The sequence below is a fragment of the Tanticharoenia sakaeratensis NBRC 103193 genome (assembly GCF_000963885.1).
Classification (GTDB): Bacteria; Pseudomonadota; Alphaproteobacteria; order Acetobacterales; family Acetobacteraceae; genus Tanticharoenia; species Tanticharoenia sakaeratensis.
Genome location: NZ_BALE01000048.1, coordinates 128,170 through 144,246 on the forward strand (window position 1 = coordinate 128,170; position 16,077 = coordinate 144,246).

Genomic DNA, 16,077 nt, shown 5'->3' on the forward strand with positions numbered 1-16,077 from the left:
CAAAACGCCTGCCCGGCCCTTTCACGCGGGAAGACGATGCGATAGCATAATGGCAAGCGCTTGCCACACCTGGAGATAACTGTGCCGGATACCCGCCTGTTTGATGCGATCGTTGTCGGTTCCGGTGCCGCCGGGGGATTTGCAGCCCGCGAGCTGACAGCCCGGGGCCTTTCGGTCCTGATGCTCGAGGCTGGCCCGGACATCGGCAGAAAGGATTTCGAGGGCGCACCGAAGACGGCGGCGCGCAAGGACATCAATATCTGGGAGCGCGTGCGAGCGACCCTGAAAGGGCAGCCTGTTCAGGCGCGCGCTGCCTTCTTTACACAGAAATTCGCGAAGTTCTTCGTGCATGACGGCAAGAACCCCTACACCACGCCGCGGAACGCACCGTTTCTCTGGATCCGGGGGCGCCAGAGCGGCGGGCGACTGCACAGCTTCGGCCGCGTTCTGCTTCGCTGGACGGATTATGACTTCAAGCGGCACAGCAGAACGGGCTCTGGCATCGACTGGCCGATCAGCTACGCGGATCTCGAACCATTCTACCGCCAGATCGAGGAACATCTCGGCCTGTACGGCAATGACGACCACGCGCCGACCCTGCCGGACGGCATCTATGCAGCGCCTGCAAAACTGACGGCGGCGGAAGAGGATTTCCGTGATCGCATCCAGGCGCGCCATCCCGACCGCCATGTCGTGTCGTGGCGCTACATTCCGCCGGATCCCACGCGTATTCCGCGCCCGCTCCGCGACGCGCTGGCGACGGGCCGCCTGACGGTCCGCCACAACGCGATCGTGCGCCGCATCGCGACCGATCCGCAGACGGGACGCGCCACCGGAGCGGTCTTCACGGATCGCCTGACACGAAAAACCTTCATGGCACGTGCGAAGAGCGTGGTCCTGTGCGCGTCGACCATCGAAAGCGTGCGTCTGCTGCTCAATTCCGCGACGGCGCGGCATCCGAACGGCCTCGGCAACAGTTCAGGCATGCTGGGCCGGTATTTCATGGATCAATGCCCGTCGCTGGCCTTTGGTGCCTATCCTCCGACACATGGGTGGACGCACGACGATTCAGCGCCCGCCGACCCGTTCTACAATCCGTCAGGTGGTGTCTATATCCCGCGCTTTTCGGATCGGGACGGACAATCCCATGTAGGCGGCTTTACATTCCAGGGGGCAATCGGCCGGTCGGAGATTCCCGATGACCAGCCGGCCCGGCTGTCTCTGTTCGGGTTCGGGGAAATGCAGCCCTACGCCGACAACCGGATCACGCTCGACCGTCATCGGCGCGATGCATGGAACGTGCCCGTCCCGCGCATCCGGTGCGTCCTGCATGACAACGAGAAGAAACTTCTGGCCGCGCAGGAAAAGACGCTTGTGGACATGGTGCATGAAGCGGGCGGTGAGATCGAGTTCATCGGATCGCCGGAAGGCCTGCGGGAAATGGGGCGCGGCGCATTTCCCGACGCGAACTGGCTGACGCGGCTCGTCTTCCGAAAGTGGTTTCGCAAAACCATGTGCATGGGCGCAGCCATTCATGAGAGCGGCGGTGCGCGGATGGGTGACGACCCGGCGAATTCCGTTCTTGATCGGTGGAACCGCTGTTGGGACGTGCCGAACCTGTTCGTCACCGACGCCAGCGCGTTTCCGACCGGCGGCAGCGTCGGGACGACATTGACCGTCATGGCGCTGACGGTGCGCGCCTGCGGCCATCTGGCCGATCAGCTTGAAGCGGGGACCCTGTGATGAAATTCGCTGTCGATCTGGTCACATTCTATCATCCGGGTTTCTGGGGCGTTGAATCCTACGAGGCGGTCGCGGCGATCGCGGCCGCCGATCCCCGCGCGTTCTGGACGAAGCTCCTCGATTCCGTGGCAGATGCCGGGGTAACGGGCATCGAGCTGACCTTCCCGCCGTTCGACTGGCGCTCGGCGGTTGCCGCATTCGGATCCGTGGACGGGGTCGCCGCAGCCCTGTCGGCGCGCGGGCTCGTCGTGGCGAGCGGCTTCGTCGTCGATCTCGACCGCGCGCCGGATCTGGCAGGTTCCGCTGCCCAGGCGCACATCGTGGCCGAGACGGAAGCCTATGCGCGCTTCGTGAAGGCGTGCGGCGGCGATGTACTCGTGATCGGCCTGCCCTGCCGCCAGACGTTCAATGAACAGCCCCCGCGCTTCGTCGATCTGGCGTCCATGGGGCCTCTTGCGGATCTGCTGAATCGGATGGGCGCTGCCACGGCACGCATCGGTGTGCGCTGCGCATTGCATACGGAGGCGCACAGCGTGTTCTGCGCGCCCCGCGACGTCGACCTGCTGATGCTGCTGACCGATCCGCGCTATGTCTTCTTCTGTCCTGACCCGGCGCATATCATTCTGGAAGGCGGCGATCCGCTGGTCGTCGCACGCCGTCATACCGAGCGGATCGTCATCGCGCACTGGAAGGACGCAACCGGTCCCATGCCGCGCGAGGTCGTGATCGACCATGGCATCTACGACCGCCACAAGCCCTATTTCTGTCCGATGGGCGACGGTCGGGTCGACTGGCCTGCCTGGGCCACGCTCATGGGTGCCGTGACGGATGCGTGGTCCGTGCTGGAACTGGATGCGGCCGCCGATCCCGTTGCCGCCATTCGTGACGGGCGGGCGTTCGCGCAATCGATGATTTCTGCGTGACGCTTACGATGTCCGGGCGCGATGACGGCCCGGCCAGTGCAGGAAATACGGTGCGCGGCCGCCATGTCCGAAATAGGCGCGACGCGCTTCGTGCAGATGCACCTTGCCGAACACTTCCAGCCGGACCAGTGCCACGATGATCGCGACCCCGCACCAGGGTCCCACGACATAGACCCAAAATCCGCCCCAGCTTCCGGCGAACGCCGCAGGTCCGAAGCTGCGGGCCAGATTGGTGCTGTCTCCCGACAACCATGACTCGAACGGGTTGAGCAGGAAGAACAGCGGTCCCGCGAGCCATGCAGTCAGCGGGCGCAGCCGTTCCTTGGCGCCGCAGAACAGCAGAAGTCCGACCAGGATCGCGGTCGTGCCGGCTTCTCCCACCGCCGCCCACCAGGTGGGAGACAGCGGATCGGGCGTGGTCGCGGCAAACAGGTCGGCATGGCACCAGGTCCCCCAGATCGGCCAGATCCAGCCGGCCAGCGCGACCAGTGCCGTGCCTGTCAGGGCGCCTGCGATCTGCACCAGCATATAGAAGACCATGTCGGTTACCGCGAGCCGTCGTCCGAGCGCGAAGGCGAGGCTGACGGACGGGCTGACATGCGCGCCGCTGACCCGGCCGAATGGAGAGAACGCGGCGATCGTGGAACTGAAGCCGAACAGGAAGCCCTCGCAGGCCGACAGCAGCGCCGGATAATGCGCCATGAACCGCCCCGCAGGGCTGAGAGGCGAGCCGATGGCCACGTTGCTCGAAATGCCAAGCACCAGCAGGATCACGGTCGCACAAAACTCGCACACGTAGAGGCGCGGGTGCAGCGGGCGCCCGGCGGATGGCAGACCCAACAGCGGACGGTCGTCGGGATGCGGGTAATAAGCCCGCAGATCGACCGTGTCCGGGATATCGTTGACGAGGGATGTGATCCCCTGTTCGAGTGTCTTGGGCCGCATGGTCCCCATACTGGCGGCAACGTCGCCCGGCTGAAAGGCTGGCCCGTGGCATGACGCCCATGCGAGCACGCGATCACCCAAAGGAACTGGCGTCTGCCTGATCATGGCATGGGGTTACAGCCAGTCGGCATGCGGCCGATACAGTCCATCATCCGGAGCGGGCGCTGTCCCTATGCATGGAAGATCCGGCCATTCCGATCACGCGGAGCCGGATCCGGACGGACATGACGTCATGTTGTACGACGCAACGTGTCTTGTCGCCCGAGTTGAACGCGGTCCGATATTGTCAACGACTCCGCGACCCATCAAAAATGCTTCCATGACCAATGCTGGTGCCCAACGTCGCGCGGCCCGCGCCGTCTGGGAGCGTCCCGAACCGATCCCGCGCCCCAATCCTCCGCCGATCTGCCGCGATGCCATCACGCGCGCGGCCATCGTGCTGGCCGACCGGGAAGGACTGAATGCCGTGTCGTTGCGGAAGGTGGCGGCCAGCCTCGATACGGGCGCCATGCGGCTTTATTCCTATATCGCGACCAAGGCCGAACTCCTCGAGACCATGGTGGATGCGGTCTATGGCGAGATGGACACGGCAGTCCTCGGCCCTGGCTGGCGCGCGGGGCTTGCCGGGTCCGCACACAGGCTCAGACAGGCCGTGCTGGCCCACCCATGGCTGGTCAGCCTGCTCGGCGCGCGCCCCAATCTTGGACCTCATGCACTGGCCCAGACGGAGGCGGTCTTCGCGACACTCGGACCCATTCCGATCGAGACCGCGATGGACGCGGTGCGCACCGTCCAGGCTTATGTCATCGGCGCCCTTCGAACGGAGGTGAGCGAACGCCGGGCGGAGGCCGAAAGCGGGCTCGATACGGCTGCATGGCAGGCCATGGCCGCGCCATACATCCAGCGGATGATTGCAACCGGCCAGTATCCCAACATCGCCCGCATCGTCGCGGGCGCGTCCCTGCCCGGCATGGCGGAGATTTTCGAGCGCGGTCTGGACTGCGTTCTCGACGGGATCGGGCAACGGCTCGCCCTGCCGTGAAATTTTTTATGCCTGCCCGGTTGCCATCCGCATCGCAGGCTGATAACTCGCTCGCACCGCACGGTTGGAGGGGTTTCGGACCTCGAAGACAAGCGGTCCACGAACCGCCCAGGCGGTTCATGCGGGTGTAGCTCAGTTGGTTAGAGCGCCGGCCTGTCACGCCGGAGGTCGCGGGTTCGAGCCCCGTCACTCGCGCCACTTCTCGAAAAATTTGATGGTTCAGGTTTTCGCGTGTCGGGGCACCCCGTCTCATGACGTCTGAACTGACAGTTCCGCGCCCTGATCTCCTGACGCCACCGAATGTAAAGCCTCCTTGACATACCCATGCCTGCCTTTGTAAGGTTTCTTTTACATCCGCAGGAGAATCCTATGTTCAAGGCAGACCGCTACGCGTATGAACTGGGCGGCGCGATCGCACTCTATGCCGTGCTGGTGCTCGCCTCATCCACACTGATGCACCGCTTTCCCCTGACCGGGGTCGCAGCTCTGGGCGTATCGCTTTCGCCCACGCTCGGGGCGGCCTTCGGCGCATGGGCCATCCTGCGCGCACTCTGGCGGATGGACGAGTTGCAACGCCGCGTGCAGTTCGATGCGATCGCGATTGCGTTCATGGGCACGGCCCTGCTAACGCTTGGCTGGACGTTCGGGGAAAATGCGGGACTACCGATCCTGCGGGCTGGGTTTGTCTGGCCGATCATGGGCACGCTGTGGATCCTCGGCCTGCTGGTCGCGCGTCTGCGCTACCGATGAAAAACCGCATCCGCGAACTGCGGTTGACCCGCGAATGGAGCCAGAGCACCCTGGCCGACGCGCTGCAGGTCTCACGCCAGACAGTGAACGCGATCGAGAACGGCCGTTATGATCCCAGCCTGCCGCTCGCCTTTGCCATCGCCGCCCTGTTCTCCCTGACGATCGAAGAGATTTTTCAGCCCTGCGCCCAGGGGCAGGACCGACCGTGCCGGACAAAAAACGCCTAGCGCGCGAGATAGGCCGGCAGGACCATGTCCGGCGGACCATCCATGCGGATCGCTCCGCCATCCAGCCAGAGTACCCGTGTACACCACGCCTGCATCACCTCAGGCTGATGCGTCGAGACGACGAGGATCTCGGCCCGGTCCACGAGGGCTTCGAGACGATGGCGCGCCTTCGTCATGAAGGCCGCATCGCCCGCGAGGAACCACTCGTCCATCAGCAGGATCTGCGGAGTAATGGCGGTCGCAAGCCCGAAGGCCAGCCGCACCAGCATGCCCGAGCTGTAGGTCTTGACCGGCATGTCCATGAACGTGCCGAGCTCGGCAAAATCCTGCACATCCTGTTCGACTGCGGCAATGCGCGTGCGCGTCAGCCCATGGAACAGGCCGCGTAGCCGGATGTTCTCCCGCCCCGACAGATCGACGTTCATACCCAGATTGGTGTTGAGCAGGGCGCCTACAGTGCCTGATACCCTCACGCGTCCCGCAACCGGCTCGTAGATTCCGGCCAGCGCGCGCAGCAGGGTCGTCTTGCCTGCCCCGTTGCTGCCGATCAGGCCGAGCCTGTCGCCGGGATTCAGGCGAAAGCTGATGTCGTGCAGGACCTGAACCACGACCCGATCGCGCGCGTCCTGCTGCAGATGGGCCGATGGCGCATTGCGCGCCGGCTGGACGGCGGCAGCCAGCGTGCGCTTCAGACTGCGGCTGTTGCCGTGATAGAGCGGGAACGTGATGTCGAGGCCTTCGACCGAAATCAGCGCCACGGCATCAGATCCAGTATGCGATGCGCGCGCGCATCCGACAGAACAACCCGAGCGCCAGCGCCCACAGCACGACGCTGTGGACCCCGGCCGCAAGCCAGATCGATGCCCGCACGCTCTCGCCGAGCAACGGCCCGCGCAGGATTTCCAGCACCGGAAAGAACGGGTTGAGCAGCATGTATTGCCGCCCGACGAAAATCATTTCCGGCGGCCAGATGATCGGCGTCACGAAGAAGAAGATCTGCATGAGAGAGGCCACGATCGGGCCGATATCGCGAAACCGCGCGCCCAACGTGCCGAACAGGAGGGCGATCGCGCCCGCATCCAGAAGCCACAGGGCCAGGACCGGCGCAATCGTGAGCGTCTCGTGCGGTCGCGTGCCGTAGAGCGCGAACACGACCACAATCACGATCACATTGTGCAGCAGGACCAGCACGTTCCGCACGACCATGCGCAGGACATGCACGAAAAGCGGCATCCGGATCGACATGACCAGAGGCGCTGCCTGCGTGAAGACGGTCGGCGCATCGTTGACGACACCGCCGATGAACCCCCACAGGACCAGTGACAGCGACAGGAACGGCAGGAACTTGTGCAGGTCCATGTGGAAGAGCGTGGCATAGAGCACGCCCATGGCGCCGACCATGACGGCCGTTGAAATCGTCAGCCACAGGGGCCCCAGGATCGAGCCGCGATAACGCAGCTTGATGTCGAGCCAGCCCAGCGCCAGACCGAGGCGCCAGAGCGCAAGCCCCGCGCCGATATCCCGCAGCGCCGCCGTGATCCGTCCCGGACCGCGCTGCGGTGCCAGATCCATCACGGGCTCGGCGGGCGCGCCCGCTCCGGATACCGCCATCAGCTCCGATCCAGTTTCGCCTTTGCGCCCTGCTGCGAAAACAGGGCGTCATAAACACGACACGCCGGCGTTTCCGCCGGCGTGTCGGTCCTTAAAGCATCGAAGCGGAAGAGTGAAATCAGGAGGCGGCAGGATAATCGACGTAGCCCTGCGGCCCCTGGGAATACCACGTCTTCATCTCGTCCCTGTTAAGCGGCAGACCGGACTTGAAGCGGTGCGGCAGGTCCGGATTGGCCAGAAACTTGCGTCCGAAGCTGATCGCATCGGCCCGATCTTCCAGCACCGCCGTCTCGGCTTCCTCGAGCGTGTAGTCCGAGTTCAGGACCAGCGGCGCCTTGAAGACCTGCCGGATCTGCGGCGACAGCTTTGGCTGGTCGGTCCGGCCGAACGTGCCGTTCGGGCCGGGCTCGCGAAGTTCGAGCCAGGCGAGGCCGAGATCGTACAGCATCTTCGCTGCCGGCACGAAGACCGAGATCGGATTGCTGTCGATCGTGCCCTGCGTCTCGCCGTTCGGGCTGAGACGAACAGCCGTGCGATCGGCACCGGCGACCGAGATCACCCGCTCCGTCACTTCGCGCAGCAGACGGATGCGGTTTTCCGGTTCGCCGCCGTAGGCATCGGTCCGCTTGTTGGTGCTGTCGCGCAGGAATTCGTCGATCAGGTAGCCGTTGGCTGCATGGATCTGGACACCGTCGAAGCCCGCCGCCAGCGCGTTGCGGGTCGCGTTCTCGTAATCCGCCAGAAGCCGCGGGATTTCCGAAATGTCGAGCGCACGCGCCTGCTCGTAGGGCTTCTTGCCATCATAGGTGTGCGCTTCGCCCGGCGCGGTCGTCGGCGACGCCGAGACAGGCTGCAGGCCGGTCACATTCGAATGCACCATCCGGCCCATGTGCCAGAGCTGCATGACGATCCGGCCGCCCTTGTCATGAACCGCGCGCACGATGGGCTTCCAGGCCTCCACCTGCTCATCCGACCAGATGCCCGGTGCATAGGGCCAGCCAAGGCCTTCCTGCGAAATGCCGGTCGCTTCGGTGATGATGAGACCGGCACTGGCCCGCTGCGCGTAATATTCCGCCATCAGGGCGCTGGGAACATGGCCACGACTCGAACGACCGCGCGTCAGCGGTGCCATGATGATCCGGTTGGGAGCGGCGATTGCGCCAAGCTTGATCGGGTCGAACAGGGTCGTCATAAGATGCTCCTGACTGGTCGGCCCCGTCTGAAGGGCGCCGATATTGTTCGATTGGTTTCGAACAATATGTTTGGATATTCTGTCTGCCGATATCAAGGGCCTTCGGTGCCCTCGATTGCTCCCGCCATCATCGAGGACGAGCGCGCGTGCGCCAATATGACCATCCTGCTCCCGAGACCCTGGCCATGACGGAAGTGCTGCGCGCGCTCTCCGATCCGTTGCGTCTTGCGATCGTGCGGCGGCTCGACCGTGAAGGCGCGCAGACCTGCGCGGCCCTGATCGGAGAACGTCCGAAATCCAGCATGTCGCATCACTTTCAGGTCCTGCGCGATGCCGGCGTCATCCACACCCGGATCGAGGGCGTCACGCACTACAACACAGTGCGCCGTGACGTGCTCGACACCCGGTTTCCGGGCCTGATGGACGCGATTCTTATCGCTCGCGCGGATTGAGACGCACGATCTCTTCCTGAAGCAGGGTCGCGAACAGGAGCCACGCCAACATCGGCAGCATCGCAAGGGCCGCGCGACGATCGACCTTAGCCGCGCTCCACATCGCGCCCGTCGTGGTGACGATCAGGCCGACCGCCACACCCAGTGCCCCGACCACACTTTTTTCGCGAAACATCACCCACGGGTATCCGCCGATCCCGGCGACACTCAGGGACCAGGCGATCAGGGCGCGCTCCCGTGCCTGGGAACACGGCGCCTGCAGGAGCCGATATCCGGCATAGCCGACCAATGAGTCGATCGCCGTCCATACGATTCCATAAACCGGCGGCGGGGGAGAAAAGGATGGCTTCTCCAGGGAGCGATACCAGCGCAGGGTTTTCGGCCGATCCGGGTGCGGTGCTCCGCGCGCTCCCAGATATTGCGCGCCCAGCACGGCGGAGACGGCCGTAAACGCGGCCAGAGTCTGTCTCATTCCAAAGCCCCCAGTTGTCCTTGGAATAAGGAACGGATGCTCAGGGCGCGGGTTGCAGCATAAGCGTCGCCACGATCCGCCTGGCATCCGGGTTCCAGATCACGAGCTGCTCACGCCCGACGGCTTCGATCAGGATTGCCAGTGTCCCGTCCTGCCGTGCCGTGACGGATGCGATCCGTGCGCCCGAAGGCACTGGCAGTGTCGTCTCGAGCGGCATGCCGGACGAAGCAGCCGGTCCGGACACGGCGGTGGTCGTGGCCGCCGAGATGGCTGCCGGAGGTGACGACATGCGATGGATCAGGATGCCGGCCAGCGCGGCGACGCCAAGCACGATCGCGACCCCCATGCCGATGACGGCGGCGATCAACGCGCGCGGAACCGTGGCGAAGGCGGAGGGAGCGGTTTCGGACATGGGGGCACGTTCCCTTTACGCCTCGCCCGCGCTAGATGCGGACGAATGATGACTGACGATGCGCCCGAACCCGGTCGAGACGCGCCCGACCACTCGCAGGGGCCCGGCGTGCATCACCGCCATGCGGTTCCCGAAGGCGGAGCGTCCCGGGCCGACCGATTTCTGGCGGACGTCATCGGCACGATGTCGCGCTCGCGTGTCAAGGCGCTGATGGAAGCCGGCTGCGTCCTACTGGACGGCACGCCGCTGCGCGAACCGGCGCAGACCCTGCGTGCCGGCAGCATCGTGGACCTGATCGAGCCGCCGTCCGCACCGGCCCGTCCCGCAGGCGAGGAGATTCCACTCCCCATTCTCTACGAGGACCGGGACCTGATCGTGCTGGACAAGCCGGCCGGGCTCGTCGCGCATCCGGCACCCGGCAACGAGACCGGCACGCTGGTGAACGCGCTGATCGCGCATTGCGGCGACAGTCTGGAAGGGATTGGTGGCGAGCGCCGTCCGGGCATCGTGCACCGGCTCGACAAGGACACGAGCGGCCTGATGGTGGTGGCCAAGACGCCGCTCGCCCATCAGGCACTGTCGGATGCCTTCGCCGCGCGGGATATCGATCGTGCCTATCTGGCGCTCGCCTGGGGCGCGATCACACCGACCTCCGGCGAGTTCGACGGTCCGATCGGCCGGGACCCACGCGATCGCAAGCGGATGACGGTCGTCAAAAGCGGCGGCAAGACCGCTCTTACGCGCTACCGTGTCCTGCGGATCTCGCATGCCGCGACATCGCTGATCGAGTGCAGACTTGCGACAGGACGCACCCATCAGATCCGCGTGCATCTCTCGCAGGCAGGCCATCCTCTCCTGGGCGATCCTGTCTATCTGAGACGCATTCCCGCAGCGGCTCGCGCATTGCCAGAGCCCGCACGGGCCGCAGCCCTCGACTTTCCCCGACAGGCCCTGCATGCCGCGCGACTGGGTTTCGTCCATCCGCGCACGGGCAAGCCGCTTCTGTTCGAGACAGCGCCGCCCGCCGATTTCCGAACCCTTGAATCCGCCATTTCAGACGGCATTGGTACGGATTGTTGACACGGATGCGGCTTTATGGTGTATTGAAGGCCTATCCGACGAGCTGACGCGCCGCCGGAATGGACGTACCGCCTTGTGTTGCCTGACAGATAGGGACGCGCGGCGGGGACGTAAAGTCCTTCCTATTGCGTCATCCGGAACGGCCTGATGCGGAACCCTTGGCGGGATTGCATCGTATGTTGGGTCCAAGCGACCGCAACGCAAGGCGTTCTGGCCGAAAGGAGTCTGATCCATGGCCTCTTCTGCCGCTATTTCGGTGGGTCCCGAGAGCAACCTGACCCGCTATCTGCAAGAGATCCGCAAGTTCCCGCTGCTGTCGCCGCAGGAGGAACTCGATCTGTCCCGCGCGTGGCGCGACCGCGAGGACACCGCTGCCGCGCACAAGCTCGTCACCTCCCATCTCCGTCTCGTGGCCAAGATCGCCATGGGCTATCGCGGATATGGCCTGCCGGTCAGCGAACTGATCAGCGAAGGCAATATCGGCATGATGCAGGCCGTGCGCCGGTTCGATCCCGATCGCGGTTTCCGTCTTGCGACCTATGCGATGTGGTGGATCCGTGCTGCGATGCAGGAATACATCCTGCACAGCTGGTCGCTGGTGAAGATGGGCACGACCGCCGCACAGAAGAAGCTCTTCTTCAATCTGCGCCGCCTGAAGGGCCAGATGCAGGCGATCGACGATGGCGATCTCAAGCCCGAGCAGGTCGATAAGATTGCGACCACGCTTGGCGTCAATGAGAGCGACGTCGTGTCCATGAATCGCCGGCTTGCGGCGCCCGATCATAGCCTGAACGCGCCTCTGCGCGTGGATGGCGAGGGCGAATGGCAGGACTGGCTGGTCGACGAGCACGAGAATCAGGAAGAGGCTTTTGCCGAATCCGAGGAATTCTCGGGCCGCAAAGCGCTGCTGACCGAAGCGCTCGAGACGCTGAACCCGCGCGAGCGCAACATCCTGACGGAGCGTCGTCTGAAGGACGAACCGTCGACGCTCGAGGATTTGTCGCACCATTACGGTGTATCGCGCGAGCGCGTGCGTCAGATCGAGGCGCGGGCCTTCGAGAAGCTGCAGAAGGCGATGGCGGCTTCGGTCGCTCAGCGCCGCGCGGCCTCGGCGGCATCCTGATACGGGATGCCGCAGGTCGCCTGCGGCATTTATGGATGAGTTTATGTCGGTTCGGCCGGAGCGGCCTCCGGCTCGGGTATCTGCCACTCCGCCCGTAACATGCGGGCCTCTTCCATCAGTCGCGCGGCCTGAGCCTTGCGTGCACGCAGGTGCACGAGGCGAAGCGCCATGGTTGCCAGATCCACGATCACCCAAGCCGAAGCACCCGCGAGATAGACCGCGCAGAGCGATCTGACGTCAGTCAGCATGGCGCGCCCCGTCGCCCAGTCTCCGCCCTCAAGCCACAAGGCATGAAGAGGGTGCAACGCGACCGCCAGCACGAAGAACAGCGCCGGCATGGCCGCCGACTCGCCTACATCGGGTCGCAGCGCATAAATCACCAGCACAGGCGCGAGATAGGCCAGCGACACGAGGCTGTATGCCGGAAATACCACCAGCACGATGGCAAGACCGATCACCTGCCACCATTTGACGGTTGCCAGGGCCTTAGAGGTTACGGTCGCGCCGGTCATCGGATGAATTCAAGCCAGCAGCCGACGAGTGCTGCGACGATGCCGCTCGTCAGCGCCAGGAAATTGCCGGTTTCCCGAAATCGCGCCTCGGCACTTGGCGCCTGCGTCTCCAGAGATTCCAGGGCATCGTTGATTCGCGCGATCGCGTCGATCGCACCTGTCGCCCCGGCCGCATCGCGCGCCAGCGCATCCGGGTCTTCGATCAGTCCGATCATGCGCTCCAAATCGCCACGGGCTGCGGCCTGCTGCACCTGCCCGCGGCGCGTCTTCTGCGTGGACAGGCTGCGCCAGACGGTCAGCCGGGACAACGCATCGGGCAGCAGACGTGCCGCAATGGCGGGCAGTGGCCCCGTGCCGAAACGGGTCTGCATGCCGGCCAGGAGACTGAGATCCGCAAGCCATGTCGGCAATGCCGCGCGCTGGGCGTGAGACAGGACGGGAATGGCGCGCCGCTGGATATTGCTGTCGAAGAAGATGCGCATCGCGGCATCGAGCAGGCCGGATTGCCCGACCTGCTCGGATGTCGGCAACTTGGACCCATCCAGCCAGACGAGCAGCGCCTGCGGCTGCGCGATCCGCGCCTTCGCACATCGGGGCGAGAGACACGGCAGAAACGGATTTTCGTCGAACGGCAGACGCAAGACCCGGTCACGCCCGCGCGCAACCGAACGTCGTGCCAGATGGACGAGCGCCATGATCTGCCGCGCGATGGCAGGCGGCGTTCCGCGCTGGAACGAGTCCCCGTTCGTCACGAGATAGGACAGGATCGACGTGAGCTGATGCTCCTCCGTATTCGGATCCGTCCGGCCCGCCAGTGCATGGGAAAGCTGCGCATAGGCCAGCATCGTGGGCAGGGCTTCGGGCCAGAACCAGCGACCGCCGAGGAAGAGCGGGGCCGCCGGGTCGAGCACGTTGATGATACGCGAGAGCATGGGGGTCGCACTGTCGCTCGACTTGGTCAGGCCCGCAGCACTCGACAGCGTCATGTCCGACACCACGTGCTCGATCGCATGCACGAGACCGCCCATTTCCAGCTCCCGCTGGAGCCAGCGTGCAATCACCCTGCGCTGCATCAGGGCCGAAAATGCCGTAGGCTCCCGTGCTGCATGCCAGGCAAGGGCACGGACCGTCCGCACCTTCGCCGGTCCCACGGAAAGCGGCAGGCGCGCGTGGATATCCGGCGGTGTCGAGAAGACCGTGCGCTGCGAGACATTGACCAGATCGTTGGGCGAAGGCCGCAGGTCCGGATCGTCGGACAGGAGGGCTGCAATCAGCGTCGACAGCGCGCTCGGCAACGGGTGCCCGTCGGTATAGGCGAGAAAACTGCCCGTCTCGAAACGCCTTTGCAGGATCTCGTCGTCCGACAGCCCCGCAAGAGGCTGTCGTCCCAGCACGAGAGACAGGATCAGCACGCCAAGCGAGAACATGTCGCAGGCAATGGTCCCCGCACCGCGTCCGATCGGCTGACAGACAGCCGAGGACAACGGCTCGAACAGGACCGGCTGATGCAGCGCCGGCGGCGTCAGGCCCAGGGGACCGAGAATGAGCTGATGAGAGCCGGGAACGCAGAACACGTTGTCCGGCCGGATGGCGCGCGCGGTGAGCCCGGTTCGCTCGAGAAGCTGCAGCAGGCCCGCGAAGGGCCTGACGACCCCTTCGATGACGTGATTCTCGCGCCATGGCGAAAATCCTTCGGCAAGGGCCGCCGGCCCCGGCGGTCCATTGCAGATGGCCCATAGCGCACCACCCTGAATGTCCTGAACGATGATCGGCATCAGGGCCGGATGACGCAGCGCCGCGAAATCCTGAAAGTCCGGCGGGGGCATGACCGGCGCGAGACCCAGAAGGGCAGCGCCCGGGGCCAGCGTATCGGCGGCGCGATAGGCCGGACAGCCCGACAGCATCGGCTGGGATGTGCGCAGATCGATCAGGTAATGGCCCCCGATCGTCAGTCTCGTGTTGTCGGCCGTCGAACCCGACATTCCACCGTGCGCCTTCCTGCAGATCTCAAGGCGGACGGGCTGATACCGGGTCGTAGCCGGTCGCCCGTCCGCGATGCAGGATGGCAGCCGCCGGTTAACGCTCTCCTAATATCGAGCTGCATTCAGCGAATTCGTCGCGGGGAAGACGCCGGAGCGTCCATCCCGCCGCTTAAATCGCCCGGGCCGTCTCCACGATCGGGCCTTCAGGTCGCGTATTCCCGAAGGCCCGATCGCCGAGCGCGCCCTGCCGCCCGCAATTCGAGCGGAGACGGCTTTCAGTCTGGATGACTGTCAGTCCTGGAAGGGATCGCGCATCAGGATCGTGTCGTCACGCTCCGGGCTCGTGGACAGCAGCGTCACCGGAACACCCACGAGTTCCTCGATCCGGCGGACATACTTGATCGCCTGCGCCGGCAGATCCGCCCAGGACCGCGCGCCACGGGTCGTCTCGCGCCAGCCGGGGATCGTCTCGTAGATGGGCGTCACGCGCGCCTGCGCGCCGGGAGCCGCCGGGAAGACGTTGACCGTCTGCCCGTCCAGTTCGTAGCCGGTGCAGATGCGGATTTCATCCAGGCCGTCGAGCACGTCCAGCTTGGTCAGCGCCAGGCCGTTCACGCCGCCGACCACCGTCGCCTGACGCACCATCGTGGCATCGAACCAGCCGCAGCGGCGCGCACGACCGGTGACGGTTCCGAACTCGTGCCCGCGTTCGCCGATGAGGCGGCCCGTCTCGTCGTTCAGTTCGGTCGGGAACGGCCCCTCGCCCACGCGCGTGCAGTAGGCCTTGGCGATACCGAGCACGAAACCGACCGCGCCGGGCCCCACGCCACTGCCGGTCGCAGCCGTGCCGGCGATGGTGTTCGAGCTGGTCACGAAGGGATAGGTGCCATGATCGACATCCAGCATCACGGCCTGGGCGCCCTCGAACAGGATGCGGCGGCCGTCGCGCTTGGCGGCGTCGAGGCGGTCCCATACGGCGCACATGAACGGCAGCACCTTGGGCGCCAGCGCATCCAGATGAGCGCGGATATCGGCCTTTTCGAAGGTCGCGGCACCAAGGCCTGCCAGCAGCGTGTTGTGATGCAGCAGCAGCTCGTCGAGCTTCCAGTCCAGCGTCTCGGGCTCGGCCAGATCGCACAGGCGGATCGCGCGGCGGGCAACCTTGTCTTCATAGGCCGGGCCGATACCACGACCGGTGGTGCCGATCTTGCGATCGCCGCGTGCCGCCTCACGCGCGCGGTCGGTCGCCACGTGCAGGGGCAGGATCAGCGGCGCATTCTCGGCGATCCACAACGTCTCGGGCGTGACATTGAGACCCTGTGCACTCACGCGCCCGATCTCGGCCAGCAGGGCCTCCGGATCGACCACGACGCCATTGCCGATCACGCCGATCTTGCCGCGCACGAGGCCCGACGGCAGCAGCGAGAGCTTGTAGACCTGATCCCCGACGACGAGCGTGTGACCCGCGTTGTGGCCGCCCTGAAAGCGCACGACGATATCCGCGCGGCTCGCCAGCCAGTCGACGATCTTGCCCTTGCCCTCGTCGCCCCACTGGGCGCCGATCACGGTGACGTTGGACATCAGAAGGATTCCCCAAACTTCGAAATGACA

17 protein-coding genes and 1 tRNA gene are annotated in these 16,077 nt (G+C 65.1%); 9 read left to right on the forward strand and 9 right to left on the reverse strand.

Going from position 1 to position 16,077, the window contains the following annotated elements; all coding sequences use genetic code 11:
* Nucleotides 1-81: 81 nt before the first annotated feature.
* Together B8446_RS14150 and B8446_RS14155 are read left to right on the forward strand one after the other, a co-directional pair.
* The gene (locus B8446_RS14150; protein WP_241767798.1) at nucleotides 82-1,743 is read left to right on the forward strand and encodes a GMC oxidoreductase; all 1,662 of its coding nucleotides are present in this window, start codon (nucleotides 82-84) and stop codon (nucleotides 1,741-1,743) included.
* Entirely contained in the window at nucleotides 1,743-2,666 is a 924-nt protein-coding gene (locus B8446_RS14155; protein WP_048850681.1) for a sugar phosphate isomerase/epimerase family protein, read from the forward strand. The genes B8446_RS14150 and B8446_RS14155 overlap by 1 nt, the downstream gene beginning before the upstream one ends.
* Before the next feature lie 3 nt (nucleotides 2,667-2,669).
* Here B8446_RS14155 and B8446_RS14160 read toward each other — a convergent pair whose 3' ends face one another.
* Nucleotides 2,670-3,620 (reverse strand): MIP/aquaporin family protein, encoded by a 951-nt coding sequence (locus tag B8446_RS14160; protein ID WP_241767799.1) that lies wholly within the window; start codon nucleotides 3,618-3,620, stop codon nucleotides 2,670-2,672.
* 310 nt (nucleotides 3,621-3,930) lie between these two features.
* On the opposite strand from B8446_RS14160, the gene B8446_RS14165 reads away from it, so the two are divergent.
* The 4 genes from B8446_RS14165 (at nucleotide 3,931) to B8446_RS14180 (ending at nucleotide 5,630) form a co-directional block, all read left to right on the forward strand.
* Nucleotides 3,931-4,653 carry a TetR/AcrR family transcriptional regulator gene (locus B8446_RS14165; RefSeq protein WP_048850683.1) on the forward strand — a complete coding sequence of 241 codons (723 nt, stop codon included), beginning with the start codon at nucleotides 3,931-3,933 and terminating at the stop codon, nucleotides 4,651-4,653.
* Between the two features lie 121 nt (nucleotides 4,654-4,774).
* A tRNA-Asp gene (locus B8446_RS14170) sits at nucleotides 4,775-4,851 on the forward strand.
* Between the two features lie 171 nt (nucleotides 4,852-5,022).
* On the forward strand, nucleotides 5,023-5,403 hold the full coding sequence (locus tag B8446_RS14175) for a hypothetical protein (protein ID WP_048850685.1): 381 nt from the start codon (nucleotides 5,023-5,025) through the stop codon (nucleotides 5,401-5,403).
* Nucleotides 5,400-5,630 (forward strand): helix-turn-helix transcriptional regulator, encoded by a 231-nt coding sequence (locus B8446_RS14180; protein ID WP_048850687.1) that lies wholly within the window; start codon nucleotides 5,400-5,402, stop codon nucleotides 5,628-5,630. Before B8446_RS14175 ends, B8446_RS14180 begins: the two co-directional genes overlap by 4 nt.
* On the opposite strand, the gene B8446_RS14185 is transcribed toward B8446_RS14180, so the two are convergent.
* From B8446_RS14185 to B8446_RS14195, 3 genes are all read right to left on the reverse strand, one after another.
* Nucleotides 5,627-6,388: an ABC transporter ATP-binding protein gene (locus tag B8446_RS14185; protein ID WP_048850689.1), complete on the reverse strand. Its 762-nt coding sequence runs from the start codon at nucleotides 6,386-6,388 to the stop codon at nucleotides 5,627-5,629. The two genes, B8446_RS14180 and B8446_RS14185, sit on opposite strands and share 4 nt — an antisense overlap.
* 4 nt (nucleotides 6,389-6,392) lie before the next feature.
* On the reverse strand, nucleotides 6,393-7,241 hold the full coding sequence (locus B8446_RS14190; protein WP_048850691.1) for an ABC transporter permease: 849 nt from the start codon (nucleotides 7,239-7,241) through the stop codon (nucleotides 6,393-6,395).
* 118 nt (nucleotides 7,242-7,359) lie between these two features.
* Nucleotides 7,360-8,433, reverse strand: a complete 1,074-nt coding sequence (locus B8446_RS14195; RefSeq protein WP_048850693.1) for an alkene reductase — start codon at nucleotides 8,431-8,433, stop codon at nucleotides 7,360-7,362.
* Nucleotides 8,434-8,579: 146 nt separating this feature from the next.
* On the opposite strand from B8446_RS14195, the gene B8446_RS14200 reads away from it, so the two are divergent.
* On the forward strand, nucleotides 8,580-8,885 hold the full coding sequence (locus B8446_RS14200) for an ArsR/SmtB family transcription factor (RefSeq protein ID WP_048850694.1): 306 nt from the start codon (nucleotides 8,580-8,582) through the stop codon (nucleotides 8,883-8,885).
* On the opposite strand, the gene B8446_RS14205 is transcribed toward B8446_RS14200, so the two are convergent.
* Together B8446_RS14205 and B8446_RS14210 are read right to left on the reverse strand one after the other, a co-directional pair.
* The gene (locus B8446_RS14205; RefSeq protein WP_048850695.1) at nucleotides 8,866-9,357 is read right to left on the reverse strand and encodes a TspO/MBR family protein; all 492 of its coding nucleotides are present in this window, start codon (nucleotides 9,355-9,357) and stop codon (nucleotides 8,866-8,868) included. The genes B8446_RS14200 and B8446_RS14205 overlap by 20 nt on opposite strands.
* A 40-nt stretch (nucleotides 9,358-9,397) precedes the next feature.
* The gene (locus B8446_RS14210) at nucleotides 9,398-9,769 is read right to left on the reverse strand and encodes a hypothetical protein (protein WP_048850697.1); all 372 of its coding nucleotides are present in this window, start codon (nucleotides 9,767-9,769) and stop codon (nucleotides 9,398-9,400) included.
* A 48-nt stretch (nucleotides 9,770-9,817) separates the two neighbouring features.
* On the opposite strand from B8446_RS14210, the gene B8446_RS14215 reads away from it, so the two are divergent.
* A complete protein-coding gene (locus B8446_RS14215; RefSeq protein WP_084712373.1) occupies nucleotides 9,818-10,849 on the forward strand; it encodes an RluA family pseudouridine synthase in 1,032 nt (343 codons plus the stop codon).
* A gap of 232 nt (nucleotides 10,850-11,081) precedes the next feature.
* A complete protein-coding gene (gene rpoH / locus B8446_RS14220; protein WP_048850698.1) occupies nucleotides 11,082-11,972 on the forward strand; it encodes an RNA polymerase sigma factor RpoH in 891 nt (296 codons plus the stop codon).
* Nucleotides 11,973-12,013: 41 nt separating this feature from the next.
* Here the strand turns inward: rpoH and B8446_RS14225 are convergent, their stop codons facing one another.
* The 3 genes from B8446_RS14225 to B8446_RS14235 all read right to left on the reverse strand — a co-directional run bounded on the left by B8446_RS14225 (nucleotide 12,014) and on the right by B8446_RS14235 (nucleotide 16,047).
* A complete protein-coding gene (locus tag B8446_RS14225) occupies nucleotides 12,014-12,484 on the reverse strand; it encodes a hypothetical protein (RefSeq protein WP_048850700.1) in 471 nt (156 codons plus the stop codon).
* Nucleotides 12,481-14,466 carry a hypothetical protein gene (locus tag B8446_RS14230; RefSeq protein WP_048850702.1) on the reverse strand — a complete coding sequence of 662 codons (1,986 nt, stop codon included), beginning with the start codon at nucleotides 14,464-14,466 and terminating at the stop codon, nucleotides 12,481-12,483. Before B8446_RS14230 ends, B8446_RS14225 begins: the two co-directional genes overlap by 4 nt.
* A 291-nt stretch (nucleotides 14,467-14,757) precedes the next feature.
* Nucleotides 14,758-16,047, reverse strand: coding sequence for an adenylosuccinate synthase (locus tag B8446_RS14235; protein ID WP_048850704.1), 1,290 nt, complete (start codon nucleotides 16,045-16,047; stop codon nucleotides 14,758-14,760).
* Nucleotides 16,048-16,077: the final 30 nt, after the last annotated feature.